The organism is Serratia sp. FGI94 (assembly GCF_000330865.1).
Lineage (GTDB): Bacteria > Pseudomonadota > Gammaproteobacteria > Enterobacterales > Enterobacteriaceae > Serratia_B > Serratia_B rubidaea.
In genome coordinates, this window is the sequence record NC_020064.1 from 3,111,776 (window position 1) to 3,135,211 (window position 23,436).

The window sequence follows — 23,436 nt, forward strand, 5'->3', positions numbered from 1 at the left end:
GCCTCTCTGCCACTTCCCTCCTTACCAATTTTCGGGCGCAGAACCATGCAGCCTATCGATAGTTCCTTTTAGAATGAGCTTGCGCACCAAAAGCGAGCGCATCCCCCTCTTCTGGACTGCCCGAATATGGTTTACCATGTAGCAAACGCAGCGGATAAACAGGGTGAAACACCTTTAAATCTGTCAATCAGATGACAAACGCGGACAAATTCAGACAGTGAAAAACAACAGCAGACAGAACACGTTTTACATCCACGACTACGAAACCTTTGGCAAGAGCCCGTCGCTGGATCGTCCGGCCCAGTTTGCCGGCGTGCGCACCGATATGGACTTCAATATTATCGAAGAGCCGCTGGTGATCTACTGCACCCCGGCGGATGACTATCTGCCGGACCCGGAAGCGGTGATGATCACCGGCATTACGCCGCAGGAGGCGCTGGCCAAAGGCGTTTGTGAGGCCGAATTCGCCCGTCAGATTAACGAAGCGTTCAGCGTTCCCGGCACCTGCATCCTCGGCTACAACAATATTCGTTTCGACGATGAGGTCAGCCGCAATATCTTTTACCGCAACTTCCACGATCCTTACGCCTACAGCTGGCAAAACGGCAATTCACGCTGGGATCTGCTGGATGTGATGCGCGCCTGTTACGCCCTGCGGCCAGAGGGAATCGTCTGGCCAGAAAACGACGAGGGTTTCCCCAGCTTCCGTCTGGAGCACCTGACCCGCGCCAACGGCGTTGAGCATGAGCAGGCGCACGACGCCATGTCGGACGTGTACGCCACCATCGCCATGGCCAAGCTGGTGAAGCAGGCGCAGCCGCGCCTGTTCGACTATCTGCTGCAGCATCGCAACAAGCACAAACTGAACGCGCTGATCGATATTGCCGAGATGACGCCGCTGGTGCACGTTTCCGGCATGTTCGGCGCGGCGCGCAGCAACACCAGCTGGGTCGCGCCGCTGGCCTGGCACCCGGAGAATAAAAATGCGGTGATCGTCTGCGATCTGGCCGGCGATATCTCCCCGCTGCTGGAGCTGGATGCCGACCAGCTGCGTGAACGTTTGTATACCCGTCGCGACCAGTTAGCCGCCGACCAGCCGCCGGCGCCGATCAAGCTGGTGCATATCAATAAATGCCCGGTGCTGGCGCCGGCCAAAACCCTGTTGCCGGAAAATGCTGAACGGCTGGGCATCGACCGCCAGGCCTGTCTGAACAACCTGCAGATCCTGCGTCAGCACCCGGAAGTGCGTGAGAAAGTGGTGGCGCTGTATGCCGAAGCGGAACCCTTTACCCCGGCCGACGACGTCGACGCCAAGCTGTATGACGGTTTCTTCAGCGATGCCGATAAAGCGGCGATGAAAATCATTTTGCAAACCAAGCCACAAAATCTGCCGGCGCTGGATCTGGCCTTTGGTGACGGCCGCATGAAGGAGCTGCTGTTCCGCTATCGCGCCCGCAACTACCCGAACACGCTGGACGATGCCGAGCAGCGCCGCTGGCTGCAGCACCGCCGGGAAGCGCTCAACGCCGAGCGGGTGCAGGCCTATATTCTGCAGTTGGAAGCGCTGTACAACCAGCATGAAGGTGATAAGGCCAAAATGGCGCAGTTAAAAGCGCTGTTCGATTATGGCAAGCAGCTGGTCGGCTAATTGATAATTTGCGGTGGGCCAGGCCCACCGCAGGTTAACCGTCGGCGCGCACGTCAATCAGCACCGGGCAAGGCGCATGCTCGACCACCGCCACGCTGCATGACCCTTTTAACAGACGGTTAAAGGATGACATCTGGCGGCGCCCCATCACGATCATCGCCGCTTTCTGCGCCTTCGCTTCCGCCACGATCGCCTCCGCCGCTTCGCCGACCAACACCTTGCCGCTGGCGCTGACGCCGGCCTCGCTCAACACCGCCAGCGCCTGCCGCACCACCGCTTCGGCCGCCTGCTGTTCATCATTGGCATAGGCAAAATCCGCCGGATCTTCGCCGCCCTGTTCATCGCCGTTCACCGTTAGCGCGTAACCCGCATCGATGCAGCACACCGCCAGCACCTGCGCCTGCAGCGCCCTCGCCTGTTCAGCGGCCAGGGTCAGCACATATTGCGTCGCGTCCGAATTGTCCACCGCCACCAATAACGTTTTCATCTCAGGCTCCTATTCATCACGCAGCGCCGCCTTGCCGATTTCATCGATCAGCGCCTCTTTGCACTTCAGAATTTCACTCCGGTAATGCGCCTCGTTTTTCTGCAGGCGCGGGCCGGGGATCAACAAACTGATGGAGAAACGCCCGAGGATGGTGTCGATCGCCACAGCCATGGTGGAGATGCCTTCCAGCGTCTCACCGCGATCGTAAGCCAGCCCGGTGCGGCGAATCTCCGCCAGACGCGTCATCAGCGCGGGAAAATCACGCACCGTTAAATCGGTAATCGCCGGATAGGCTTCCCCCAGCAGCGTGCGGGCCGCATCGTCGGTATCCAGCGCCAGCAGCGCCCGGCCGCCGGAGGTGCTGTACAGCGGCAGGTTCATGCCCAGCCGCGGCACCACGCGCAGTTCGCGCTCGGCAACAATATAGTGAACCACCGCCAGCTGCAGACCGTTGGCCCGCGCCAGCGACACGGTTTCCCCGGTCGCATCGCTCAGCGCCTGCAGCCAGGGCTGGGCAATCGCCACCACGTCGGTATGCACATTGGTAATCAGGCGCAGCAGCGCCGGCCCCAGACGCACCCCGCCGACACTGCCGTGGCTGCGCACCAGCTGAGCCTCATCCAGCGCGCCAACGATACGCTGCACCGTAGAGCGCGGCAGATCGACCCGTTGAGCGATCTCGCCCAGGCTCATACCGTTCGGTTTTTCACCCAGCGCATTGAGGATCTTTGCGGCGCGGGCAATAACCTGAATACCCTTTGTCCTTTCGTCATCGCGGGCTATTGGCGGTTCAGACATAACACTTTCCCTTTTCGTGCGGTTCTCGTCCATTGTAACACTCTTACTTTAACGCGCGCACTGTATCACATTGCAATACAATGCATCACAATATAATATAAATCGCGACGTGTATCACAATACAGTACACCGCATCGATTAATTCCCCTCTCTGGAGTACTCATATGACAGCCCAGCCTGCGGCCGCGCCGCCGCCGCACCCTTTTACCCTGCGCCTGGCGCTGGGATTAGTCGGTGTGCTGATTGCCGCGTTGACGTCCGGATTGAACGATCGCATCTCCAGCCTGGCGCTGGCGGATATCCGCGCGGCGATCGGTATTGATTATGACACGGGCAGCTGGATCACCTCCGCCTATCAGGCCGCCGAAGTGGCGGCAATGATGGTGGCGCCCTGGCTGGCCGTCACGTTTTCCCTGCGGCGCTTCGCCCTGATCGTGATCAGCGGCTTTGCCGCGGTGGGGATCCTGCAGCCCTTTGCCACCGGCGCCGCACCCTTTATTACCCTGCGGGTGATTCAGGGGCTGTTCGGCGGCGCGCTGCCACCGCTGCTGATGACGGTCGCGCTGCGCTTTCTGCCGCCCAAAATTAAACTCTATGGCCTGGCCGCCTATGCGCTGACCGCCACCTTCGGGCCGAACGTCGCCGCGTCGCTGACCGCGCTGTGGACCGACAGCGTCGGCTGGCAATTCGCCTTTTGGCAGGTGGTGCCGCTGTGCCTGATCGCTGCGCTGCTGATCGGCTGGGGGCTACCGCAGGATCCACTGCGGCTGGAGCGGCTGAAACAGGCCGACCTGTTCGGCATGCTGACCGGCTGCAGCGGCATCGCGCTGCTGCTGCTGGCGCTCACTCAGGGGGAGCGGCTGGACTGGCTGAATTCGCCGCTGATTGGCGCCATGCTGCTGGCTTCAGCCGCGCTGCTGACGGTGTTTCTGATTAACGAGTGGTTTCACCCGCTGCCGCTGTTCAAGCTGCAGATGCTGGGGCGCAGAAACCTGGCCTTCGGCCTGCTGGCGCTCGCCGCGGTGCTGATGCTGTCGCTGTCAGGGTCGTCGCTGCCGTCCGCCTATTTTGCGCAGGTGGAGGGCTTCCGCACCGCCCAGTTTGCACCGCTGGCGCTGGTCGTCGGCCTGCCGCAGCTGGTTATCGCGCCGTTTATCGCCGCGTTGCTGAACTGGCGCTGGGTAGACAGCCGCTGGATGCTGGCTCTGGGCGCCGGGGTGATGATGATCTCCTGCCTGCTGGGCATGCAGCTGACCGCCGAGTGGGCGCGTCAGAACTTCTGGCTGATCCAGATACTGCAGGCGTTCGGTCAGCCGATGATGATCCTGCCGATCCTGATGGGCTCCACCAGCGTGGTGGCGCCGCCGGAAGGGCCGTTCGCCTCCGCCATATTTAACACCGTGCGCGGTTTTTCCAGCGTGGCGGCCGGGGTGCTCGTTACCCATTTCCTCAACCGGCGCGAGCAGTTCCATTCGCACGTTCTGGTCGATCAACTGGGCAACCGCCCGTGGCTGATGACCGCCGCCAGCGGAGACAGCAGCAGCGCCAGTGCGCCACTGCTGCCCGACGGCAGCGTCAGCTCGGCGGAAAACCTCGGCCACTTTTCAACGCTGGTGAAACACCAGGCGCTGATCCTCGGCATCAGCGACGCCTATTTACTGATTATCGGCTGCGCGCTGTTACTGGTACTGCTAACCCTCTGGCTGCCAAAACGCGTCTATCCGCCACAAACGCTATTACCTTTAGCACCTAAAACATCGAGACCATAACTATGAGTTTTACACCTGCCAAACGGACATTAATCCTGGCGCTGCTGCTGGTGCTGCTGCTGGCCTGCGCCTTTGCCATCTGGTCATTCAGCAACCGCCACGACTACAGCACCACCGATGCGGTGGTCACCGCCGACTACACGCTGGTCGCCCCCAAGGTGTCCGGCTATATTCAGCACGTCAACGTCGAGGATAACCAACAGGTCAAAGCCGGCGACGTGCTGGCGACGATTGATGACCGCGATTATCGCGTCGCGCTGGAAACCGCCGAGGCCAACCTGCAGATCAGCCGCGCCAAACTGGCCAGCATTCAGGCGCAGCTGGAGCAGCAGCAGGCCAATATCGCCCAGGCCGAAGCGGCCGTCAGCGCCAGTAAGGCGACGCTGAACTATGCCGGCCAAAATGCCGAGCGCTACCGCCGGCTGCTGAAAAGCAACGCCATTTCGGCCGATGAACAGCTGAAATCCGCCTCTTCCATGCAGAGCGCCGCCGCGCAGGTCAAGCAAAACCAGGCCGCCGTGGTATCCGCACGCAAGGAAGTCGGCGTGCTGCAGGCCAGCCGGCAACAGGCCGGCGCCGATATTGCCGCCGCGCAGGCCAGCGTCGATCAGGCGCGTCTGAATCTCTCCTATACCCGCATCGTGGCGCCTATCGACGGCGTGATCGGTCAGCGGGCGGTGCGTCAGGGCGCCTGGGTCAGCGCCGGTACGCGGCTGCTGGCGGTGGTGCCGCTTGAGCAGAGCTATGTACTGGCCAATTTCCTGGAAACCCAGCTGTCCAGCGTCAGCCGCGGCCAGCCGGTCACCATCAGCGTCGACGCCCTGCCCGGCGTCACCCTGCACGGCCACGTCGACAGCATCGCGCCGGCCACCGGCGCCACCTTCGCCGCCATCAGCGCCGACAACGCCACCGGCAACTACACCAAAGTGGTGCAGCGCCTGCCGGTGAAAATCCAGCTGGAGCCGAACCAGAGCGATATCGCACGTCTGCGCGTCGGCATGTCGGTGATCCCGCGGCTGGAAATGCGCTGATTCCATCCGCCAATCTGCGGGCACAAAAAAGGGCTGAACAATGTTCAGCCCTTTTTTATTCAGCGCTAACGCTTAGCGTTTACGCCACGTCTTCACTCGCCTGCGGCACCGGCAGACGGAAGCTGCGGGTGACGAACGCCAGATAAATCAGGCCGACTGCGCCCCATACCAGGCCCAGCGTCATCGAACTGCTTTCCAGGTTCAGCCACAGCGCGCCGACGGTCAGCGCACCCAGCACCGGCAGAATCAGATAGTTCACGGTATTTTTAACCCCGTGGTTCATCTTGTCGCGGATGTAGAACTGCGAGATCACCGACAGGTTAACGAAGGTGAAGGCCACCAGCGCACCGAAGTTGATCAGCGCCGTCGCGGTCACCAGGTCAAACGACACCGCAGACAGGGCGATCGCCCCCACCAGCAGTACGTTCATCGCCGGGGTGCGCCACTTCGGATGCACATAGCCGAAGAAACGCTCCGGGAACACGCCGTCGCGGCCCATCACATACATCAGGCGGGATACGCCGGCGTGCGCCGCCATACCGGACGCCAGTACGGTCACGCAGGAGAACACCAGAATCACCGACTGGAAGAACTTGCCGGCCACGTACAGCATGATTTCAGGCTGGGACGCGTCCGGATCCTTGAAGCGGGAGATATCCGGGAAGTACAGCTGGACAAAGTAAGACACCACGATAAAGATCACGCCACCAATCAGCGCCGTCAGGAAGATGGCCTTCGGGATCACCTTCTCGGCGTCTTTGGTTTCTTCAGACAGCGAACTGATGCCGTCAAAGCCCAGGAACGAGAAGCACAGAATGGTCGCGCCGGTAATCATCGGCACCACGTGCGCATTGTCGGACCAGAACGGACGGCTGCTCACCAGCGTACCGGCGCCTTCACCGTGATACACGCCGTTGATCACCAAGCCGAGGAACACCACCATGATCGCCACCTGCACCACCACGATAATGGAGTTCAGGTTCGCCACCAGCTTGATGCCACGCAGGTTGAACAGCGTCATCAACGCCACCAGCGCCACCACAAAGATCCACGACGGCACGCCCGGGAAGATCGCTTCCAGGTAAATTTTGGCCAGCAGGATGTTGATCATCGGCATGAACAGATAGTCCAGCAGCGATGACCAGCCCACCATAAAGCCGACGTGCGGCCCGATGGCCTTCTGCGCATAGGTATAGGCAGAACCGGCCGATGGGAACTTCTTCACCAGTTTGCCGTAGCTGAGCGCAGTGAACAAAATCGCCAGCAGCGCGAAGGCGTAGGCGGTGGCGACGTGACCGTCGGTCAGGCCGGAAACAATGCCAAAGGTATCAAAGATGGTCATCGGCTGCAGATAAGCCAGGCCCATCATGACCACAGGTACCAGAGTAAGGGTTTTACGCAGTTGCGCGCGTTGTGCCGGAGCGGCGCTGACGATGTTATCGGACATTGTTCAGCCCCCCCTTACCTTCAGACTTGCGGAGAGTAGACACGCTAAGACTCAAGGTTGCGGGGAAACTTCGCAACAGGCGACTTAATTCTAAAAGAGGGGTAAGGGGAGCCGGGATATGCATCAAGGAAACCTTGGCTGCTGGTCCGTAATCGCCGCGGGTGCAGCGGAAGCCGGCGGGCACCGGTGCTGTATTGAAAAATTGCCCCATCTTTCTGTTCCTCATGAGTCACGACCAATGAAGTTTTTGGTTGATCGTGCACAAAACTGTTTATCTATCCGGCTCGGAGTCCGGCCTCGCTTGTGTATGAAACGCTCGGTTTACAAAACTAGATGCAAAAAAATAACCGACGCTTTAAAACGTCGGCTATTTCTGCATTGCGCGTATTTTGCATCAGAAAACCTCTGGATGACAAGATCCAGAAGCCCTCTAACTGCAAATTCTTTTCGGCAACCGCACTAAAATCCTTCGTTTAGCTGGATATTTCAGCGACTGATATTACCTTTAGTTATTTCTTAGGCTTTACCTTACTCCCTTTCAGCCATTTTTCAACACCCAATCCGCGGCTACGTCACGCCTCGGTGCGGCATGTTGCCCGTCCCACGCTCCCCGCTCAAAATAACGGCCACGGAGGGAAACATGCTATTAACATTAACGCCCGGCGAATGTTACAATGCGGCGTGATTATTCATCAGTTGCGGAAACGACGTGCGTTTCATTCGGCTAAAAACCCGTTAGCGTCGTTTTCATCGATATTCTTTCCGTTTTAGCGGAGACAGGCATGGGCAATATATTTTCCATCCTTTCCTCCGTATGATGGATACGCCAGATATTCGGCTACCACGATCGTGCGGCGCCCTTTCGCCGTATCACGGTTTTACCTCTGCCTGTCGCAGCCACCAGAAGGAAGTACCGCTATGAGCGAAATCCCCCTGGCGCCAGGAAAGCGCCTGTCGCAAATCCGTCAGCAGTTGGGCCTGTCACAGCGACGGGTCGCTGAACTGTCCGGGCTGACCCACAGCGCCATCAGCACCATTGAACAGGATAAGGTCAGCCCGGCGATCAGTACGCTGCAGAAGCTCCTGAAGGTCTACGGGCTGTCACTGTCCGAGTTTTTTGCCGAGCCGGAGCGTACGGATGAGCCTAAAGTAGTGATCGAGGCGGAAGATCTGATCGAAATCGGCAGCCAGGGCGTTTCGATGAAGCTGGTGCATAACGGCAGCCCGACGCGTAATCTGGCGATGATGCTGGAAACCTACCAACCCGGCTCCACCACCGGGGAAAAAATCAAGCATCAGGGCGAGGAGATCGGCACCGTGCTGGAAGGTGAAATCGTGCTGACCATCAACGGCCAGAGCTACCCGCTCAGCGCCGGCCAGAGCTACGCCATCAACACCGGCATTGCCCACAGCTTCAGCAATACCTCGGCCCGCGAGTGCCGCATCATCAGCGCCCACACCCCCACCACCTTCTGATTCTTCGTCCTTCGCCCTCTTCTGCCGAAGGGGGCCGGCCGTATTGCCGCCCTTTCCCAACCTCTGCATTGTTTCGTATTAAAAACCCTGATCAAATATACAAATGATATGAATTATCATTTGCATTTACATTCTCTATTATTTCCTTACAATAGCCTCACGTTTTCACGCGGTCCATTGAATTCTCCGGAATTTAATGGGTTTTCATTTGTACTTACTCTTTTGGCAGACAACCTTGTTCTGCCGCTCTGGGCCAGGAATTGTTATCCCATGGAAAAGCCAAGCTATAACAAACTCACCGCATTCATTATCGCCGCACTCGCCAGCCAGGCCGCTCTGGCCGCCGAACAGGACACCATGGTGGTCACCGCGTCAGGTTTCCAACAGAAGATCCAGGATTCCGCCGCCTCTATCTCGGTGATCCCGCGTCAGCAGATCGAAAATAAAGCCTACCGCGACGTCACCGACGCGCTGAAAGACGTGCCGGGCGTGGTGGTCACCGGCGGCGGCAGCAGCAGCGATATCAGCATCCGCGGCATGTCATCCAAATACACCCTGATTCTGATCGACGGCAAACGCGTGGATACCCGCGGCACCCGCCCCAACAGCGACAACGCCGGGATCGAGCAGGGCTGGCTGCCGCCGCTGGAAGCCATTGAACGCATCGAAGTGGTGCGCGGGCCGATGTCCTCGCTGTACGGCTCCGACGCGATGGGCGGCGTGATTAACATCATCACCCGTAAAACCTCCACCACGCAGGGCTGGCGCGGCTCGGTGCACGCCGACGCCACCTTCCAGGAAAATCGCGACTCCGGCGATCTGTACCAGACCAACGCCTACGCCTCCGGCCCGCTGATTGAAGGCCTGCTCGGCCTGCGCGTCAACGGCCTGCTGTCCCACCGCGCGGAGGACAAAATCGTCAACGGCTATAATGAACAGCGCATGCGCAGCGGCACCGCGGTGTTCAGCCTGACGCCGGATGAGCAGAACGAGTTTGAATTTGAGCTTGGCCGTTCGCTGCAGGACCGCAACAGTACGCCAGGCAAATCCACCGCGACGGAGAGCTGCCGCAAAGGCAGCTGCAAACCCAACCAGCCAAGCGACAGTCTGTATACCCGCACCAACTACTCGCTGACGCACAACGGCTATTACGATTTCGGCAATACCAGCAGCTATATCCAGCGCGAAGAGACCAATAACCCGGGCCGCAACATGAAGATGTATAACACCATCTTCAATACCCAGAACCAGTTTGCGCTGGGCGACCATATGCTGAATATCGGTGGCCAGTATCGCTACGAAAAACTGAGCGACGGCGGCAACCAGCTGGAATCAGCGCGGGACGTCAACCAGCTGACCCGCTGGAGCTGGGCGCTGTTTGCCGAAGACGAGTGGGCAATGACCAATGATTTCAGCCTGACCAGCGGCATCCGCATGGATCGCGACCAAAACTACGGCAGCCACTGGACGCCGCGCCTGTACGGCGTCTGGCATCTGGCCGAACAGTGGACGCTGAAGGGCGGCGTCTCCGCCGGCTACCGCTCGCCGGACCTGCGTCAGTCGTCAGCCAGTTGGGGCCAGGCCACCGGCGGCGGTTCAAGCAAAGGCATGATCGTCGGCAACCCGGACCTGAAGCCGGAAAAGAGCCTGAGCGAAGAGATCGCCCTGCTGTGGGATAACCAGCAAAATCTGAACGCCGGGATCACCCTGTTCAATACCGACTTCAAAGACAAGATCACCGAAGTCAGGCGCTGCGAGGACGAGCCGGGCTGCTCTCTGGGCGGCATCGATTACGACTTTATCAGCGACCGCGTCAACGTCGATAAGGCCAATATGCGCGGCGTCGAAGCCACCGCCGGCTGGAAGTTCGCTAAAGACTGGCAGCTGACCGCTAACTATACCTACACCGAGTCGGAGCAGAAAAGCGGCCAGTTCCAGGGTAAACCGCTGAACCAGATGCCGAAGCATATGTTCAACACCGTGCTGGACTGGCAGGCGAAGCACGACGTCGATCTGTGGACCCGCGTCAACTTCCGCAGTAAAACCTCGGAATACCTGAGCCGCACCTCGATGGCCAAGAGCACGCCGTCCTATACCTTCGTCGACGTCGGCGTCAGCTATCAGGCGGCAAAAAACCTGCAGCTGACCGGTGGGGTGTATAACATTCTCGATAAAACCGTGGATTACGAGCACTACAACACCACGCTGGACGGCCGTCGCTACACGGTAGGGATGAGCTATAACTTCTGACGCTCATAGCAGGCCCGGCAACGGGCTGAGGGTATCGTTCATCACCCCAACACCTACTTCCGTATGGTGTTGGGGTGATGGTTATCCTGTTTGGTCAGGCTGATAATTAACGGGAGATATTGCAGGATACCCACTACTAATGCCTGTTTCAGGCTACTCAACCATCACTGCACGGCTATCAGCCTTAAAGAGCCTAGAGTAAAGCTTAAAACTCATACTTAACGCCGCCTTCTCGAGTACGCCAAACCATCATGAGTATGTTTTTATCGATGCAATTCCGAGGTGGTTTCATATCACTAAAACACACCCGATCCTCCTTCCCCTCTTCTTTGTACCCATCACCAAATGCATACACCATTATCAGGAATGGCCCTGTACCACCGGAAGGAATGCGGTATTTTTCTCTAATCTTTTGCTGATTGCTTTTCCACCAGGCGATCTTTTCCGCCTCGGCAGAAGGTAGCCTATCAACAATGACCGCCGCAGTACTTCCGTCATAATGCGCATCAATAACGGCTACATCGCTCTCTGCAAGAAAAATGTAGTAAAACCCCCCCAGCAATGCGGCCAAAATTGCGATTGCGAATATGCGCATCAATTCCCTCCAGCTATATCAACAACTGCTTCCATATTAGTTAGGAATGGACGGAAACCAAATCGATTAAAACGCTGCAGGACAAACCATATTCTAAAAAAGTGGAACTGGTTAAATTTCTTTTTGCGGATATCATCAGTGTCCAAACCGAAGTGATCCTGTCCTGTGAACTTTACCCTAGCCTTCCAGCTTCGTTCACCTACATCAAGGCTGAGTATGTCTATCTTCGTAGCATGAACGTCGTGGACAGTGATCCCCATCCCGTTTATTTTATCAAGGATAGGGGAGTCAAATTTTGGAAGGATCGAGCCACCAATGGCAGATTTGACATCCCTTAACCTTTTTTGCGGCAACCCTTTGTTTTTATAGTCGATAAACAGCCCTATGGCTTCCTGCATAATGTATTTTGTATTTTTCTTTGTGTAATCGGAAAGAAGCTTTTGACGGTATGCAGCATTCAGCTTGTCATCATGAAAAGGCATCCCCGTAGAACGCTGGAAATGCGTCAACATCTGGTTAATCAAATACCGGTAGGGTCCAACAAAAGCATACGGCAGAGAGGTCGTCAGCATCTCTTTAAATAGCAGGTTGGCGCACTCCTGAACGCTAAGCTTTCCGCCACGTCGAATGCCACCGTAGACCCCCGCAAACCTAGACTGTGGATTATCAAATGCCGTTAGTCTAGTTAGCGTATACGGATCTACTATATTCGATATATTCTTCAGTCTAAACTCTCTCTGCAACCTGTCTCCTGATAGGTCACCGTACCGCATATCACTTGCACCATAGTCATTGAAGAGGCGATTGGTCGTAAATATTGTCTGTGGAAAAATAGCATTAGTCATATGTGTACTCCGTTACTTTCCATGGTTGATGCCATCCGTTGTCCTGCTAAAAATATATCTACCACAAGCACGACAAGTTAACCATCACAGCCATTTGGAATACTTCACATAGAGGACACAAACGATCGTTGCCCAGCCAATGAACAGATAGAATCCATAAGTCGAAAAAAAGAGACAAGAACACGCCGTCAGTAACAATCGCAACGATTGGAATAAGGTCAGCAAAAGATTGCCCCAGCCACTCAACGATCCCCTGTATTTTGTGCCTCTCTTCCTGAGGCTGGCTGATTACTTTTTCCTATACGGTTCGCCGGATTGGGTTAACGTTGGCAGTTAACCATCTCACACCACCGGCGCATTCACCAAGCCATCAATCAATACCTGCGGCGTGCCCTGCGAGCAGCGTTCGATACGCCCGCGCACGCCGTACACCTGCGCCAGACTGTGCGGGGTGATTACCGCCTCCGGCGCGCCATCGGCAATCAGATCACCGTCCTTCAGCATCAGCGCGTGGTCGCCGTGACGCAGCGCGATATTGATATCGTGCACCACCACCACCGTGACGATATTACGCTTGCGGGTTTCGCGCCGCACCAGATCCATCACGTGGAACTGGTAGTTAAGATCGAGCGCGCTCAGCGGCTCATCCAGCAGCAGCAGCGAAGGCTGGCGGATCAGCGACTGCGCCAGCCCCACCAGCTGTTTCTGTCCGCCGGAGAGCTGATCGAGATAGCTCAGGGCCAGATGGGCGATCCCCAGCTGTTCCAGCAGCGCCATCACTTCGGCTTCGCTGCCGGTGTTGCTGCGGCCGCCGGAGGCGCGTTGGGCAACGATGATCGACTCCAGCACGTGCAGGTGCACCCCGGCCGGCAGCGACTGCGGCAGATACACCACCTGCTCGGCGCGGCGGGCGAATGGCATCGCCATCAGATCGTTATCGTCCAGCCACAGCTTGCCCTGCGCCGGGTTCAGACCGGCCAGCGAACGCAACAGGGTTGATTTGCCGCTGCCGTTCGGCCCCAGCAGCACGGTAATATCGCCGCGCGCCAGACGCGCTACCGACAGGTCGTTAATCACCGGGCGTTTGGGATAGCCGGCGGAAAAATGTTCAATACGCAGTCCCTGGTTCATCAGACGTTCCCCCGGTGACGCAGAATAATGCTGAGGAAGAACGGTACCCCCACCAGCGAGGTCACGATGCCGACCGGAATAATGATGCCCGGCACCAGGTTTTTCGACGCCACCGAGGCCATCGACAGCACCAGTGCGCCGATCAACGCGCTGGCAGGCAGGTAGAAGCGGTGATCTTCACCGAAGATCAAACGCGCGATATGCGGCGCCACCAGGCCGATAAAGCCGATCGGCCCGACAAACGCCACCGCCAGCGCGGAGAGAATGCTGATACGCAGCAGCGTCGTCAGCCGCAGGCGGCGTACGTCAATACCGAAGCTGACGGCGCGGTCTTCGCCCAGGCGCAGCGCGGTCAGCTTCCAGGAGCTCATCATCGACAGCGGCAGCAGCACGGCGAACACCGACAGCAGAATACCCAGTTTTTCCCATGAGGCGCGCGCCAGGCTGCCCATGGTCCAGAACACCAGCCCCTGCAGCGTATCTTCGCTGGCGATAAACTGCATCATCGACACCAGCGCGTTAAAGGTGAACACCAGCGCGATGCCGAACAGCACCACGCCGGAGGTCGCCACCCGCGTCCAGCGGGTGATGCCGTCCAGCATCAGCGCCGCCAGCAGCGCGAAGATAAATGCGTTGGCCGAAATAAACCACTGGTCCGGGATCCCCGGCACGCCAATGCCGAGCACAATCGCCAGCGCCGCGCCGAAGGCCGCCGCCGACGAGACGCCAAGGGTAAAGGGACTTGCCAGCGGGTTGTTCAGGATGGTCTGCATTTCCGCGCCCGCCAGCCCCAGCGCCAGACCGACCACCACCGCCATCAGCGCATACGGCATGCGGATATCCCAGACGATCACCCGCGTGCCGGCATCGGCGCCGGCCGGGTTAATCAGCGTCTGCCACAGGCTGGATAAGGACAGGCCGGACGGCCCCATGGTGAAATCCAGCACCAGCGAAGCCACTATCGCGATCCCCAGCGCGCCCATTATCAATAAACGGTGGCGGAGAATATGCTGATAACGCCCCATAACCTGGACGCCGGACTTGCCGCTCGCGTCTGGTAAAGGATCGGTGGTTACGCTCATGATTTCGGGTACCTGTTACGACGACATCACCGCCCACGGCGGCGATCATAGATTCTGGAAAGCATCATTGCGGAGATGCAGCGGACGTCAACAATAGAGCAAACGATAATACTTATCAATCACGCCGATGACCATGACGTCTGAAGAAGAATTTGTAACGAGGTATGCATCAGAAAAGGAAAAAACGCAGGCAGGATAGTGAGTAAACCAACGCGGCGCATCACGCCGCGTTGGTTGAACCGTACTACTTAATCGTCGGGAATTCCATATCGCGGTACTTAACGAAACGGCTGCCGCGCGCCAGCTTATAGCCGAACCAGATGATCAGGAACAGCGGAATGCCGATATAGGTGGCGGTCACGCCGTACCAGTCAATCTTGTCTTCCAGGAAGGCCTGATAGTTCTGCCCCAGCGTGATGATCAGGCACAGGATAAAGGCGAAGACCGGGCCCAGCGGGAAGAAGCCGGAGCGGTACGGCAACGCGTTTAAATCATGCCCCTGCAGCATATAACCGCGGCGGAAGCGGTAGTGGCTGATGGCGATCCCCAGCCAGGCGATAAAGCCGGTCATGCCGGAAGTATTGAGCAGCCACAGGTATACCGACTGGTTGCCGAACATGGAGCTCAGGAAGCACAGCGCGGCCACAACCGTGGTGGCATACAGCGCGTTGCGCGGCACGCCGCCCTTCGACAGTTTGCCGAAGATGCGCGGCGCCTTGCCCTCGCGCGCCAGGGTAAACAGCATACGCGTCGACGCGTACATGCCGGAGTTACCCGCCGACAGCACCGCCGTCAGAATAACCGCATTCATCACCGCCGCCGCCGACAGCAGACCGGCATGCTGGAACACCAGCGTGAACGGACTGACGCTGATGTCTTTGACATCGTTGCGCAGCAGGCTCGGATCGGTGTACGGAATAATCAGGCTGATGATCAGGATCGCAAAGATATAGAACAGCAGAATACGCCAGAACACCTGACGCACCGCGCGCGGAATGTTTTTCCCCGGGTTTTCCGATTCGCCGGCGGCGATGCCGATAAGCTCGGTGCCCTGGAACGAGAAGCCGACGATCATCGCCACGCCGATCATCGCCGAGAAACCACCGGCGAACGGCGCGTCACCGACGCTCCAGTTCTGCCAGCCGGCATGTTCGCCGCCCTTCAGAATGCCGACAATCATCAGGATGCCGACGATGATAAAGATAATGACGGTGGTGACCTTAATCAGCGAGAACCAGTATTCCGCTTCGCCGAACCCTTTCACGGAGATGTAGTTCAGCAGGAACATCACGCCGAGGAACAGCGCGCTCCAGATCCAGCCCGGCGTATCGGGGAACCAGTAGCTCATCACCAGCTGTGCGGCCACCAGGTCGACCGCAATGGTCACTGCCCAGTTGTACCAGTAGTTCCAACCCAGCGCGAAGCCGAAACCCTCTTCCACATACTTGGCGCCATAGGTGGAAAACGAACCGGCCACCGGCATAAACGCCGCCAGTTCGCCCAGGCTGGTCATCAGGAAGTAGACCATCAGGCCGATCAATGCATAGGAAAGCAGTGCCCCGCCGGGACCGGCCTGTGACACGGTGGCACCGGAGGCGACAAACAGACCGGTACCGATAGAGCCGCCAATGGCAATCATGGTTAAGTGCCGCGCTTTTAACTCGCGGCGGAGTCCGGGCTGTTGCTGTCCCGATGTTTTTATATCCTGCTGAGCCATTCTTACCCTATCTGCTCGTCCAAAAAAATTGAGGGCGGATTGTAACAAATACCCGCCGACGCACTAGTAACATTCCAGTGATATAAGATAGCTTCATAATTCAGAGGCAATTATTAGCAATACCCCTAATCCCCTGAGTTCCTGTCAGTTATGTGACACAACACAGATTTTTATGCTTCGGCAGGGGGCAAACAGTAGCTGAGAAAACGCTGCAGCGCGTTGGAGATATGTTTCTGGCGGTGATGGATCAGATACAGAGTGCGGATCATCGGCGGCAGCGGCACCGGCAGCGCCACCAGCGCACCGCTGTCCAGCTGTTCGGCAATCACTCGGCGCGACAGACAGCTGATGCCGATACCGTGGCGCACCGCATGTTTAATCGCCTCCGAGTTGCCCAGCTCCATCACCAGTTGGAAATGCGGCAGGTGCGCCAGCAGCAGATGATCCAGCACTTCTCGCGTGCCCGAACCGCGCTCGCGCAGGATCCACGGCGCCTCGGCCAGCGTCGCCAGGGTGAGCCGCTGGCGGGTAAGCGGATTGTCAGGGGCGGCAAACACCACCAGCTCATCCTCCAGCCAGGGCTGCGTCACCAGTTCCGGCATGTGGCACGGCCCCTCGATCAGCCCCAGATCGACGCGGAAATCCGCCACCGCGCTAATCACGTCCTGACTGTTGCCGACGTTCAGCTCCAGCGGCGTAGCTGGAAAATCCTGCCGGTAGCGCGCCATCATCGCCGGCAGCATATAGTTGCCGATGGTGCTGCTGGCGGCAATGCGCAACGCCCCACCGTCGTGACGAAACAGCTGCTCAATCTCTCCCGCCTGCTCCAGCAGCGCCAGCGCCTTGGGGTACAGCAGGCGGCCATGTTCGTTCAGCACCAGCCGCTTGCCTACCCGATCGAACAGCTGCACGCCAAGTTGCCCTTCCAGATCGGCCAGCGCGGCGCTCACCGCCGACTGGGACAGCGCCAACACCTGCGATGCCTGCGTCGTGGAACCGCTTTTCAGCACTTCGGTGAAGACGGCCAACTGACGTAACGTGATATGCATAACGGTCTCAGTACAATTAAGGAGGGAGCAAACGGCTAAAACAGACGCATAACCTTACCGCAGCCTAGCGGATTCGCAAACCCGATCTTGCCGCATCGGCGCCGGGCGGACTGAGCATAATCCTATTTTATGCATTATCATGCTCAATCGACTGTAGCGCCCTTCAAATAATGTTAACGATTTGCTTATACTTTCGCATCATTTTGCTTACTTTAGGTGGGATTGTGAAATATAGAGCAGATATCGACGGGTTACGGGCGCTCGCCGTTCTGCCGGTCATCGCATACCATATGGGATTTCCCGGCATTCCCGGCGGATTTACCGGTGTTGATATATTTTTTGTAATATCCGGCTATTTAATTTCCGGCATTATCTTTCAGGAATATATTAAGGGTGACTTTTCCTACGTAGACTTTTATAAACGCCGCAGCTTAAGGATTCTCCCACCATTATTCGTCGTTTTACTTGTCACGCTGGTTATCGGTTATCATATACTGCTTCCCGTACAGGTCGCCGAACTGGGAAAAAGCGCACTGGCCACCACGCTATTTTCCTCAAATTTTTTCTTCTTTAGCCAAACCGGTTACTTCGACGGGCCTGCAGAATTAAAACCGCTGCTGCATACCTGGTCTCTGGCGGTTGAAGAGCAGTTTTATATCCTGTTCCCGATTATTCTGTTTACCGCATTAAAATTCTTCCGCAACCGCACCACGCTGATGATTGTGCTGATTATCATCGGCTCATTTATGCTCAGCCTGCTGGGATTGAAGTTCCAGCCAAGCATGACATTTTATATGCTGCCTACCCGCGCCTGGGAATTGGCGCTCGGCGCCCTGTTGGCGGTGGGTGGACTGGAGCAGGCTGCATTTCTGAAAAAATCCGCAACCCGCCACGCCTTGAGCCTGCTGGGGTTGGCGCTGATCGTATTTGGTTTCCTGTGGCTGGACACCACCAAAAAATTCCCGTCGTATAATGCCCTTTACCCCTGCGTGGGCGCATTTCTTATTATTCTGTCCGGCCGTGATGCCATTATCAACAAGATCCTGGCAATCAAGCCGATTGTCTATATTGGCATGATTTCCTACTGCCTGTATCTCTGGCACTGGCCGATTATCGTCTATACCAATATCCTGTTTGACGGCGCACTGTGGCAGAAAAGCCTGCTGGTGCTTTCCAGCACCTTTATTCTGGCAATCGCCTCCCGCTATCTGATCGAAATTCCGTTCCGCTACAAGCTGAAAAACGTGCCGTCAAAACGTATTGTTACCGCCTCGGCCGCCAGCGTGGTGATTGCCGCCTCGCTGACGTCCGTCATCGGCTACTGGCAATATGACAACGGCAATTTCTCCGAAAACTCATTAAAAATTGCCGATTACATTAATTACCGCACCACCGATGAGTACAATTACCAGTACCGCTTTGGCGAATGCTTTATTAATGGCGAAGTGGGCGCATCGGGCACTTACAGCAAAGAGCACTGCCTGAAACTGTCCGACACGAAGAAGAATTTCGTGTTGATTGGCGACAGCCATGGCGCCCACCTGTGGCGCGCCATCAGCCTGGCGGCGGGCGAAAACGTCAACCTGATGCAGGCCACCGCTTCCGGCTGTAAACCGGTTACCGAACAAAAGTTCAGCAACCGCTGCACCGCCATTATGGACTATGTCTACAAAGATTTGATTATCAAGCATAAGATCGACGGCGTTATCGTCTCCGCACGCTGGAATGAATACGACAAACCGGCGCTGATCAAGACTATCAACTACCTGAAGCAGCACACCAAAAACTTCTACATCCTGGGGCCGACCGTCGAGTATAAAGGGCCGCTGCCGGAGTTGCTGGCCTATCAGGAAAATGGCGATCCGGCGCTGGCCAGCCGCTCCGTCGTAAAAAGCCGTAAACTGATGGACAGTGAACTCAAAGCCCTGTCTAGCTCGATGAAAACCAACTATATCTCGGTTTACGATTTAGTCTGTCCGGGGGATCGCTGCCTGGAAATGACCACCAGCGGCCAGCCTGCCGCCTTCGATTACGGCCATTTCACCCTGAGCGGAGCAAACTACGTCGCGAAGGGGATTGTCGAACAGCTCAATACGCATCACTTCTTTTCCCCGTAGTCCGGGGCAGCAACCGGGGCCGCACATCGTGCGGCCCTTTTTATTTACCACTTATTCAGATTGATTATAACCATATAATCAATTTCTCTTTTATAGCGCCACGCCCTACTCTTGTCCGCAGCAAATGAGAGAAAGGATTTGAGCAATGGCGACTGAAACAACCACAACAACCTATCCCGAACGGCGCTTTCCGTTATTCGGGCTGCCGCGTCTGGTGCCCGGACTGGCGCTGACCGCCGCGTTGACCGCGCTCGCCATCTGGGCGGGCGAAGTGCCCTGGATTGCCGGGCTGGGCCTCGGCGCGCTGACGCTGGCGATTCTGTTCGGCATCCTGGTGGGCAATACGCTGTACCCCTGGCTGCAGCCAAACTGCCACGCCGGCGTACAGCTGGCGAAACAGCGCCTGTTGCGGCTGGGTATTATCCTGTACGGCTTTCGTTTGACCTTTCAGCAAATCGCCGACGTCGGCGCCACCGGCATTGTGATCGATGCGTTGACGCTGAGCAGTACTTTTCTGCTGGCCTGCTGGCTGGGTAAAAAAGTGTTCGGCATCGACAGCCAGACCGCCATGCTGATCGGCGCCGGCAGCAGCATCTGCGGCGCGGCGGCGGTGATGGCCACCGAGCCGGTGCTGAAAGCCGAGTCCAGCAAGGTGGCGGTGGCGGTCTCTACCGTCGTGGTGTTCGGCACGCTGGCGATCTTCGCCTACCCGTGGCTGTATCATTTAAACCTGCAGTACCAGTGGCTGCCGTTCGATCAGGAAACCTTCGGCATCTATACCGGCTCGACCATTCATGAGGTGGCGCAGGTGGTGGCCGCCGGCCATGCCATCGGCCCGGACGCCGAAAACGCCGCGGTGATCGCCAAAATGATTCGCGTGATGATGCTGGCCCCGTTCCTGCTGCTGCTGTCAGGCTATATCAGCCGCGGCAGCGGTGCCGGCAAAGCGGAAAAGTCCGCCATCACCATCCCGTGGTTCGCCGTGCTGTTTATCGCCGTCGCCGGGTTCAACTCCTTTAACCTGCTGCCGGCCGCACTGGTGCAGCAGCTGATTACCGCCGACACCTGGATGTTGGCGATGGCAATGGCGGCGCTGGGCCTGACCACCCATATCAGCGCCGTGCGTCAGGCGGGGGTCAAACCGATTCTGCTGGCGACCCTGCTGTTTATCTGGCTGATTGTCGGCGGCGGCGTGATTAACCAGGCCGTGCAACATCTGTTCTAATCTCCCCCCAGCAGGCCCGCCATTCGGGCCTGCTCGCTTCCCGCCATTCAAACCGCCGCCCATCAATGCCATAATAACCAGGCGATACCCTCGCGGGTTCGACCGCTTCGTTCAGGAGACGGCAGCAGCCGGCGCGGGGTTAACACAGGAGATTGCAAATGAAGTTTGTCGGTGCACATGTCAGCGCGTCAGGCGGCGTGGATCAGGCGGTTATCCGCGCACACGAACTGGAGGCGACCGCGTTCGCCCTGTTCACCAAAAATCAGCGTCAATGGAAAGCTGCGCCATTGTCTGCCGAGGTTATTGATAAGTTTAAGAGCGCCTGCGCGCGCTATGGCTACGGCCCGGGGCAGATCCTGCCGCACGACAGCTATCTGATTAACCTGGGGCACCCGCTGGCGGAAGCGCTGGAGAAGTCCCGCACGGCCTTTCTCGACGAAATGCAGCGCTGCGAACAGCTGGGGCTGACGCTGCTGAACTTCCACCCCGGCAGCCACCTGATGCAGATCGATGAAGACAAGTGTCTGGCGCGCATTGCCGAATCCATCAATATCGTGCTGGATCAGACCGAAGGCGTAACCGCGGTGATTGAGAACACCGCCGGCCAGGGCAGCAACCTGGGCTTTAAGTTCGAGCATCTGGCGGCGATTATCGACGGCGTGGAAGACAAAAGCCGCGTGGGCGTCTGTATTGATACCTGCCACGCCTTCGCCGCCGGCTATGACCTGCGCAGTGAAGAGGCGTGCGAACACACCTTTAAGCAACTGGGCGAGGTCGTCGGCTTCAACTACCTGCGCGGCATGCACCTGAACGATGCCAAAAGCGAATTCAACAGCCGCGTCGACCGCCACCACAGCCTGGGTGAAGGCAATATCGGCAAAACGGTGTTCAGCTATATCATGCGCGATGCGCGCTTCGATAATATTCCGCTGATCCTCGAAACCGTCAATCCGGATATCTGGGCGGAAGAGATCGCCTGGCTGAAGGCCCAGCAGTAGCCGGGCGCGGGGATAAAAAAACCGGAGCCTTTGGCTCCGGTCTTTTATTGCTGCTGATGTGTGGCTCAGGCTTCCGCCGGCGTCGGCGCGTCGGCGCGCTTAACCAGCGCGTAGCCCACGCCCGCCAGCAGCGTACCGGCAACAATCGCCAGCAGGTACATCAGCACCGGTGAAATCGCCCCCGGGATCAACAGCACAAACAGGCCGCCGTGCGGCGCCATCAGCTTGGCGCCGAACATCATCGACAGCGCGCCGGTCAGCGCACCGCCGGCGATGCAGCACGGCAGGACGCGCATCGGGTCGCGCGCCGCAAACGGAATCGCCCCTTCGCTGATAAAGCACAGCCCCAGCACCAGCGCCGCCTTGCCGCCTTCCTGCTGCGACTTGTCAAATTTACGCCGCGCCAGCAGGGTCGCCAGCCCCATCGCCAGTGGTGGCACCATGCCCGCCGCCATAATCGCCGCCATCGGCGCATAGACGGAGGAGCTCAGCAGCGCCACGCCAAAGGCGTAAGCCGCCTTATTGACCGGGCCGCCCATATCGGTGCACATCATCGCGCCCAGGATCGCCCCCAGCAGTACCGCGTTCGCCGTGCCCAGCGACTGCAGCCAGTGGGTCAGGCCTTCCATGATTCTGGCGACCGGCGTACCGACCACATAGATCATCACCAGGCCGGTGATCAGGCTGGCAAACAGCGGAATGATCAGGATCGGTTTCAGCGCTTCCATACTCGACGGCAGACGCAGCTTGCCGCTGATGATCTTGGCGACATAGCCCGCCAGGAAACCGGCGATGATCCCGCCGAGGAAGCCGGCGTTGGTGCTGACCGCCAGCATGCCGCCGATCAGGCCCGGCGTCAGGCCCGGACGGTCGGCAATGGAGAAGGCGATATAGCCGGCCAGCACCGGCACCATCAGCGCCAGGGCTGAACCGCCACCGATCTGCATCAGCGCCGCCGCCAGAGTGCCCTTCTCTTCAAAGGCCTTGATGCCGAACATAAAGGACAGCGCGATACACAGACCGCCCGCCACCACCATCGGCAACATATAGGAGACCCCGGTCAGCAGGTGACGGTACGGTCCGTTGCTCTCTTTTTTCTTTGCGGCGGCCGGCGCAGCGCCGTCTTTCGACGGTTGGAACACCTCCGCCTCCGCCAGCGCCTTGTCCAGCTCCTGCGCGGTCTTTTTCAGCGCCAGCCCGGTGGTGGTGCGGTACATCGGCTTGCCGGCGAACTTGTCCAAATCCACTTCGATATCGGCGGCCACCAGCACCAGATCCGCCTCGGCCACCTCTTCCGGCGTAATGGCGTTGCCGGCGCCGACGGAACCGCGGGTTTCCACCTTCACCCACCAGCCGCGCTTTTTCGCTTCGCTTTCAATCGCCTCGGCGGCCATAAAGGTGTGCGCCACGCCGGTCGGGCAGGCGGTCACCGCCACAATGCGTTTCGGCCCGGCGGCCGGCGTCGCAGCCGTTGCCGCTGCCGGCGCTACGGCCGGCGCCTGATACGGCGCCGCGTCACGTTTGGCCTGCGCCAGGAAGGCGTCGGCATCGCGCACCGCGTGCTCAACGTCGCCCAGATACACGGCCTTGCCGCTCAGCGCTTCGTCCGCCGGCACGGCCGCGCCGGCGACCACCACCAGCTCGGCCTCCGCCGGTGCGTCAACCAACTGCAGGCCGGCCTTGGCCGCTGCAGCGCTGAGCATGCGCTGCGCCAGATGTCCGCGCGCCTGCCCTTGGGAACTGTCAATGATCAGCAGCGTTTTCATTCTGC

18 protein-coding genes are annotated in these 23,436 nt (G+C 58.3%); 8 read left to right on the forward strand and 10 right to left on the reverse strand.

Going from position 1 to position 23,436, the window contains the following annotated elements; all coding sequences use genetic code 11:
* The first annotated feature begins 217 nt into the window (after window positions 1-217).
* Window positions 218-1,648 carry an exodeoxyribonuclease I gene (gene sbcB / locus D781_RS14220; RefSeq protein WP_015673035.1) on the forward strand — a complete coding sequence of 477 codons (1,431 nt, stop codon included), beginning with the start codon at window positions 218-220 and terminating at the stop codon, window positions 1,646-1,648.
* A 34-nt stretch (window positions 1,649-1,682) separates the two neighbouring features.
* On the opposite strand, the gene D781_RS14225 is transcribed toward sbcB, so the two are convergent.
* A complete protein-coding gene (locus D781_RS14225; RefSeq protein WP_015673036.1) occupies window positions 1,683-2,135 on the reverse strand; it encodes a universal stress protein in 453 nt (150 codons plus the stop codon).
* A 9-nt stretch (window positions 2,136-2,144) separates the two neighbouring features.
* Window positions 2,145-2,933, reverse strand: a complete 789-nt coding sequence (locus tag D781_RS14230; protein ID WP_041411829.1) for an IclR family transcriptional regulator — start codon at window positions 2,931-2,933, stop codon at window positions 2,145-2,147.
* A gap of 164 nt (window positions 2,934-3,097) precedes the next feature.
* Here D781_RS14230 and D781_RS14235 point away from each other — a divergent pair, with 164 nt between their 5' ends.
* Complete coding sequence (locus tag D781_RS14235) at window positions 3,098-4,702, forward strand: MFS transporter (RefSeq protein WP_015673038.1); 1,605 nt, start codon at window positions 3,098-3,100, stop codon at window positions 4,700-4,702.
* A 2-nt stretch (window positions 4,703-4,704) separates the two neighbouring features.
* On the forward strand, window positions 4,705-5,733 hold the full coding sequence (locus D781_RS14240; protein WP_015673039.1) for an HlyD family secretion protein: 1,029 nt from the start codon (window positions 4,705-4,707) through the stop codon (window positions 5,731-5,733).
* A gap of 79 nt (window positions 5,734-5,812) precedes the next feature.
* Here the strand turns inward: D781_RS14240 and D781_RS14245 are convergent, their stop codons facing one another.
* Complete coding sequence (locus D781_RS14245) at window positions 5,813-7,180, reverse strand: APC family permease (RefSeq protein ID WP_015673040.1); 1,368 nt, start codon at window positions 7,178-7,180, stop codon at window positions 5,813-5,815.
* Between the two features lie 918 nt (window positions 7,181-8,098).
* On the opposite strand from D781_RS14245, the gene puuR reads away from it, so the two are divergent.
* Together puuR and D781_RS14255 are read left to right on the forward strand one after the other, a co-directional pair.
* The gene (puuR, locus tag D781_RS14250) at window positions 8,099-8,656 is read left to right on the forward strand and encodes an HTH-type transcriptional regulator PuuR (RefSeq protein WP_015673041.1); all 558 of its coding nucleotides are present in this window, start codon (window positions 8,099-8,101) and stop codon (window positions 8,654-8,656) included.
* 270 nt (window positions 8,657-8,926) lie between these two features.
* Window positions 8,927-10,906 (forward strand): ligand-gated channel protein, encoded by a 1,980-nt coding sequence (locus D781_RS14255; protein WP_015673042.1) that lies wholly within the window; start codon window positions 8,927-8,929, stop codon window positions 10,904-10,906.
* 205 nt (window positions 10,907-11,111) lie between these two features.
* Here D781_RS14255 and D781_RS14260 read toward each other — a convergent pair whose 3' ends face one another.
* The 6 genes from D781_RS14260 to yieE form a co-directional block, all read right to left on the reverse strand.
* Window positions 11,112-11,501, reverse strand: coding sequence for a DUF943 family protein (locus D781_RS14260; RefSeq protein WP_015673043.1), 390 nt, complete (start codon window positions 11,499-11,501; stop codon window positions 11,112-11,114).
* Window positions 11,501-12,346: a DUF3289 family protein gene (locus D781_RS14265; RefSeq protein ID WP_015673044.1), complete on the reverse strand. Its 846-nt coding sequence runs from the start codon at window positions 12,344-12,346 to the stop codon at window positions 11,501-11,503. The genes D781_RS14260 and D781_RS14265 overlap by 1 nt, the downstream gene beginning before the upstream one ends.
* Before the next feature lie 342 nt (window positions 12,347-12,688).
* Window positions 12,689-13,477, reverse strand: coding sequence for an ABC transporter ATP-binding protein (locus D781_RS14270; protein WP_015673045.1), 789 nt, complete (start codon window positions 13,475-13,477; stop codon window positions 12,689-12,691).
* Window positions 13,477-14,559 (reverse strand): iron ABC transporter permease, encoded by a 1,083-nt coding sequence (locus D781_RS14275; RefSeq protein WP_015673046.1) that lies wholly within the window; start codon window positions 14,557-14,559, stop codon window positions 13,477-13,479. Before D781_RS14275 ends, D781_RS14270 begins: the two co-directional genes overlap by 1 nt.
* 244 nt (window positions 14,560-14,803) lie before the next feature.
* Window positions 14,804-16,276, reverse strand: a complete 1,473-nt coding sequence (locus D781_RS14280; RefSeq protein ID WP_015673047.1) for an amino acid permease — start codon at window positions 16,274-16,276, stop codon at window positions 14,804-14,806.
* Window positions 16,277-16,446: 170 nt separating this feature from the next.
* A complete protein-coding gene (yieE, locus tag D781_RS14285; protein ID WP_015673048.1) occupies window positions 16,447-17,325 on the reverse strand; it encodes a DNA-binding transcriptional regulator YeiE in 879 nt (292 codons plus the stop codon).
* 224 nt (window positions 17,326-17,549) lie between these two features.
* Between yieE and D781_RS14290 the strand changes: the two genes are divergently transcribed.
* The 3 genes from D781_RS14290 (at window position 17,550) to nfo (ending at window position 21,665) form a co-directional block, all read left to right on the forward strand.
* Window positions 17,550-19,442, forward strand: coding sequence for an acyltransferase family protein (locus D781_RS14290; RefSeq protein ID WP_015673049.1), 1,893 nt, complete (start codon window positions 17,550-17,552; stop codon window positions 19,440-19,442).
* A gap of 145 nt (window positions 19,443-19,587) precedes the next feature.
* Window positions 19,588-20,667, forward strand: a complete 1,080-nt coding sequence (locus D781_RS14295) for a YeiH family protein (RefSeq protein ID WP_015673050.1) — start codon at window positions 19,588-19,590, stop codon at window positions 20,665-20,667.
* Window positions 20,668-20,825: 158 nt separating this feature from the next.
* Window positions 20,826-21,665 carry a deoxyribonuclease IV gene (gene nfo, locus D781_RS14300; protein WP_015673051.1) on the forward strand — a complete coding sequence of 280 codons (840 nt, stop codon included), beginning with the start codon at window positions 20,826-20,828 and terminating at the stop codon, window positions 21,663-21,665.
* Window positions 21,666-21,730: 65 nt separating this feature from the next.
* On the opposite strand, the gene fruA is transcribed toward nfo, so the two are convergent.
* On the reverse strand, window positions 21,731-23,431 hold the full coding sequence (fruA, locus tag D781_RS14305; RefSeq protein WP_015673052.1) for a PTS fructose transporter subunit IIBC: 1,701 nt from the start codon (window positions 23,429-23,431) through the stop codon (window positions 21,731-21,733).
* Window positions 23,432-23,436 lie beyond the last annotated feature (5 nt).

What these genes read in the sequence shown, in the direction of transcription:
- D781_RS14225 (WP_015673036.1), bottom strand. Translation starts at nt 2,135, where the DNA reads ATGAAAACGTTATTGGTGGCGGTGGACAATTCGGACGCGACGCAATAT.
- D781_RS14230 (WP_041411829.1), bottom strand. Translation starts at nt 2,933, where the DNA reads ATGTCTGAACCGCCAATAGCCCGCGATGACGAAAGGACAAAGGGTATT.
- D781_RS14235 (WP_015673038.1), top strand. Translation starts at nt 3,098, where the DNA reads ATGACAGCCCAGCCTGCGGCCGCGCCGCCGCCGCACCCTTTTACCCTG.
- D781_RS14240 (WP_015673039.1), top strand. Translation starts at nt 4,705, where the DNA reads ATGAGTTTTACACCTGCCAAACGGACATTAATCCTGGCGCTGCTGCTG.
- D781_RS14245 (WP_015673040.1), bottom strand. Translation starts at nt 7,180, where the DNA reads ATGTCCGATAACATCGTCAGCGCCGCTCCGGCACAACGCGCGCAACTG.
- puuR (WP_015673041.1), top strand. Translation starts at nt 8,099, where the DNA reads ATGAGCGAAATCCCCCTGGCGCCAGGAAAGCGCCTGTCGCAAATCCGT.
- D781_RS14255 (WP_015673042.1), top strand. Translation starts at nt 8,927, where the DNA reads ATGGAAAAGCCAAGCTATAACAAACTCACCGCATTCATTATCGCCGCA.
- D781_RS14260 (WP_015673043.1), bottom strand. Translation starts at nt 11,501, where the DNA reads ATGCGCATATTCGCAATCGCAATTTTGGCCGCATTGCTGGGGGGGTTT.
- D781_RS14265 (WP_015673044.1), bottom strand. Translation starts at nt 12,346, where the DNA reads ATGACTAATGCTATTTTTCCACAGACAATATTTACGACCAATCGCCTC.
- D781_RS14270 (WP_015673045.1), bottom strand. Translation starts at nt 13,477, where the DNA reads ATGAACCAGGGACTGCGTATTGAACATTTTTCCGCCGGCTATCCCAAA.
- D781_RS14275 (WP_015673046.1), bottom strand. Translation starts at nt 14,559, where the DNA reads ATGAGCGTAACCACCGATCCTTTACCAGACGCGAGCGGCAAGTCCGGC.
- D781_RS14280 (WP_015673047.1), bottom strand. Translation starts at nt 16,276, where the DNA reads ATGGCTCAGCAGGATATAAAAACATCGGGACAGCAACAGCCCGGACTC.
- yieE (WP_015673048.1), bottom strand. Translation starts at nt 17,325, where the DNA reads ATGCATATCACGTTACGTCAGTTGGCCGTCTTCACCGAAGTGCTGAAA.
- D781_RS14295 (WP_015673050.1), top strand. Translation starts at nt 19,588, where the DNA reads ATGGCGACTGAAACAACCACAACAACCTATCCCGAACGGCGCTTTCCG.
- nfo (WP_015673051.1), top strand. Translation starts at nt 20,826, where the DNA reads ATGAAGTTTGTCGGTGCACATGTCAGCGCGTCAGGCGGCGTGGATCAG.
- fruA (WP_015673052.1), bottom strand. Translation starts at nt 23,431, where the DNA reads ATGAAAACGCTGCTGATCATTGACAGTTCCCAAGGGCAGGCGCGCGGA.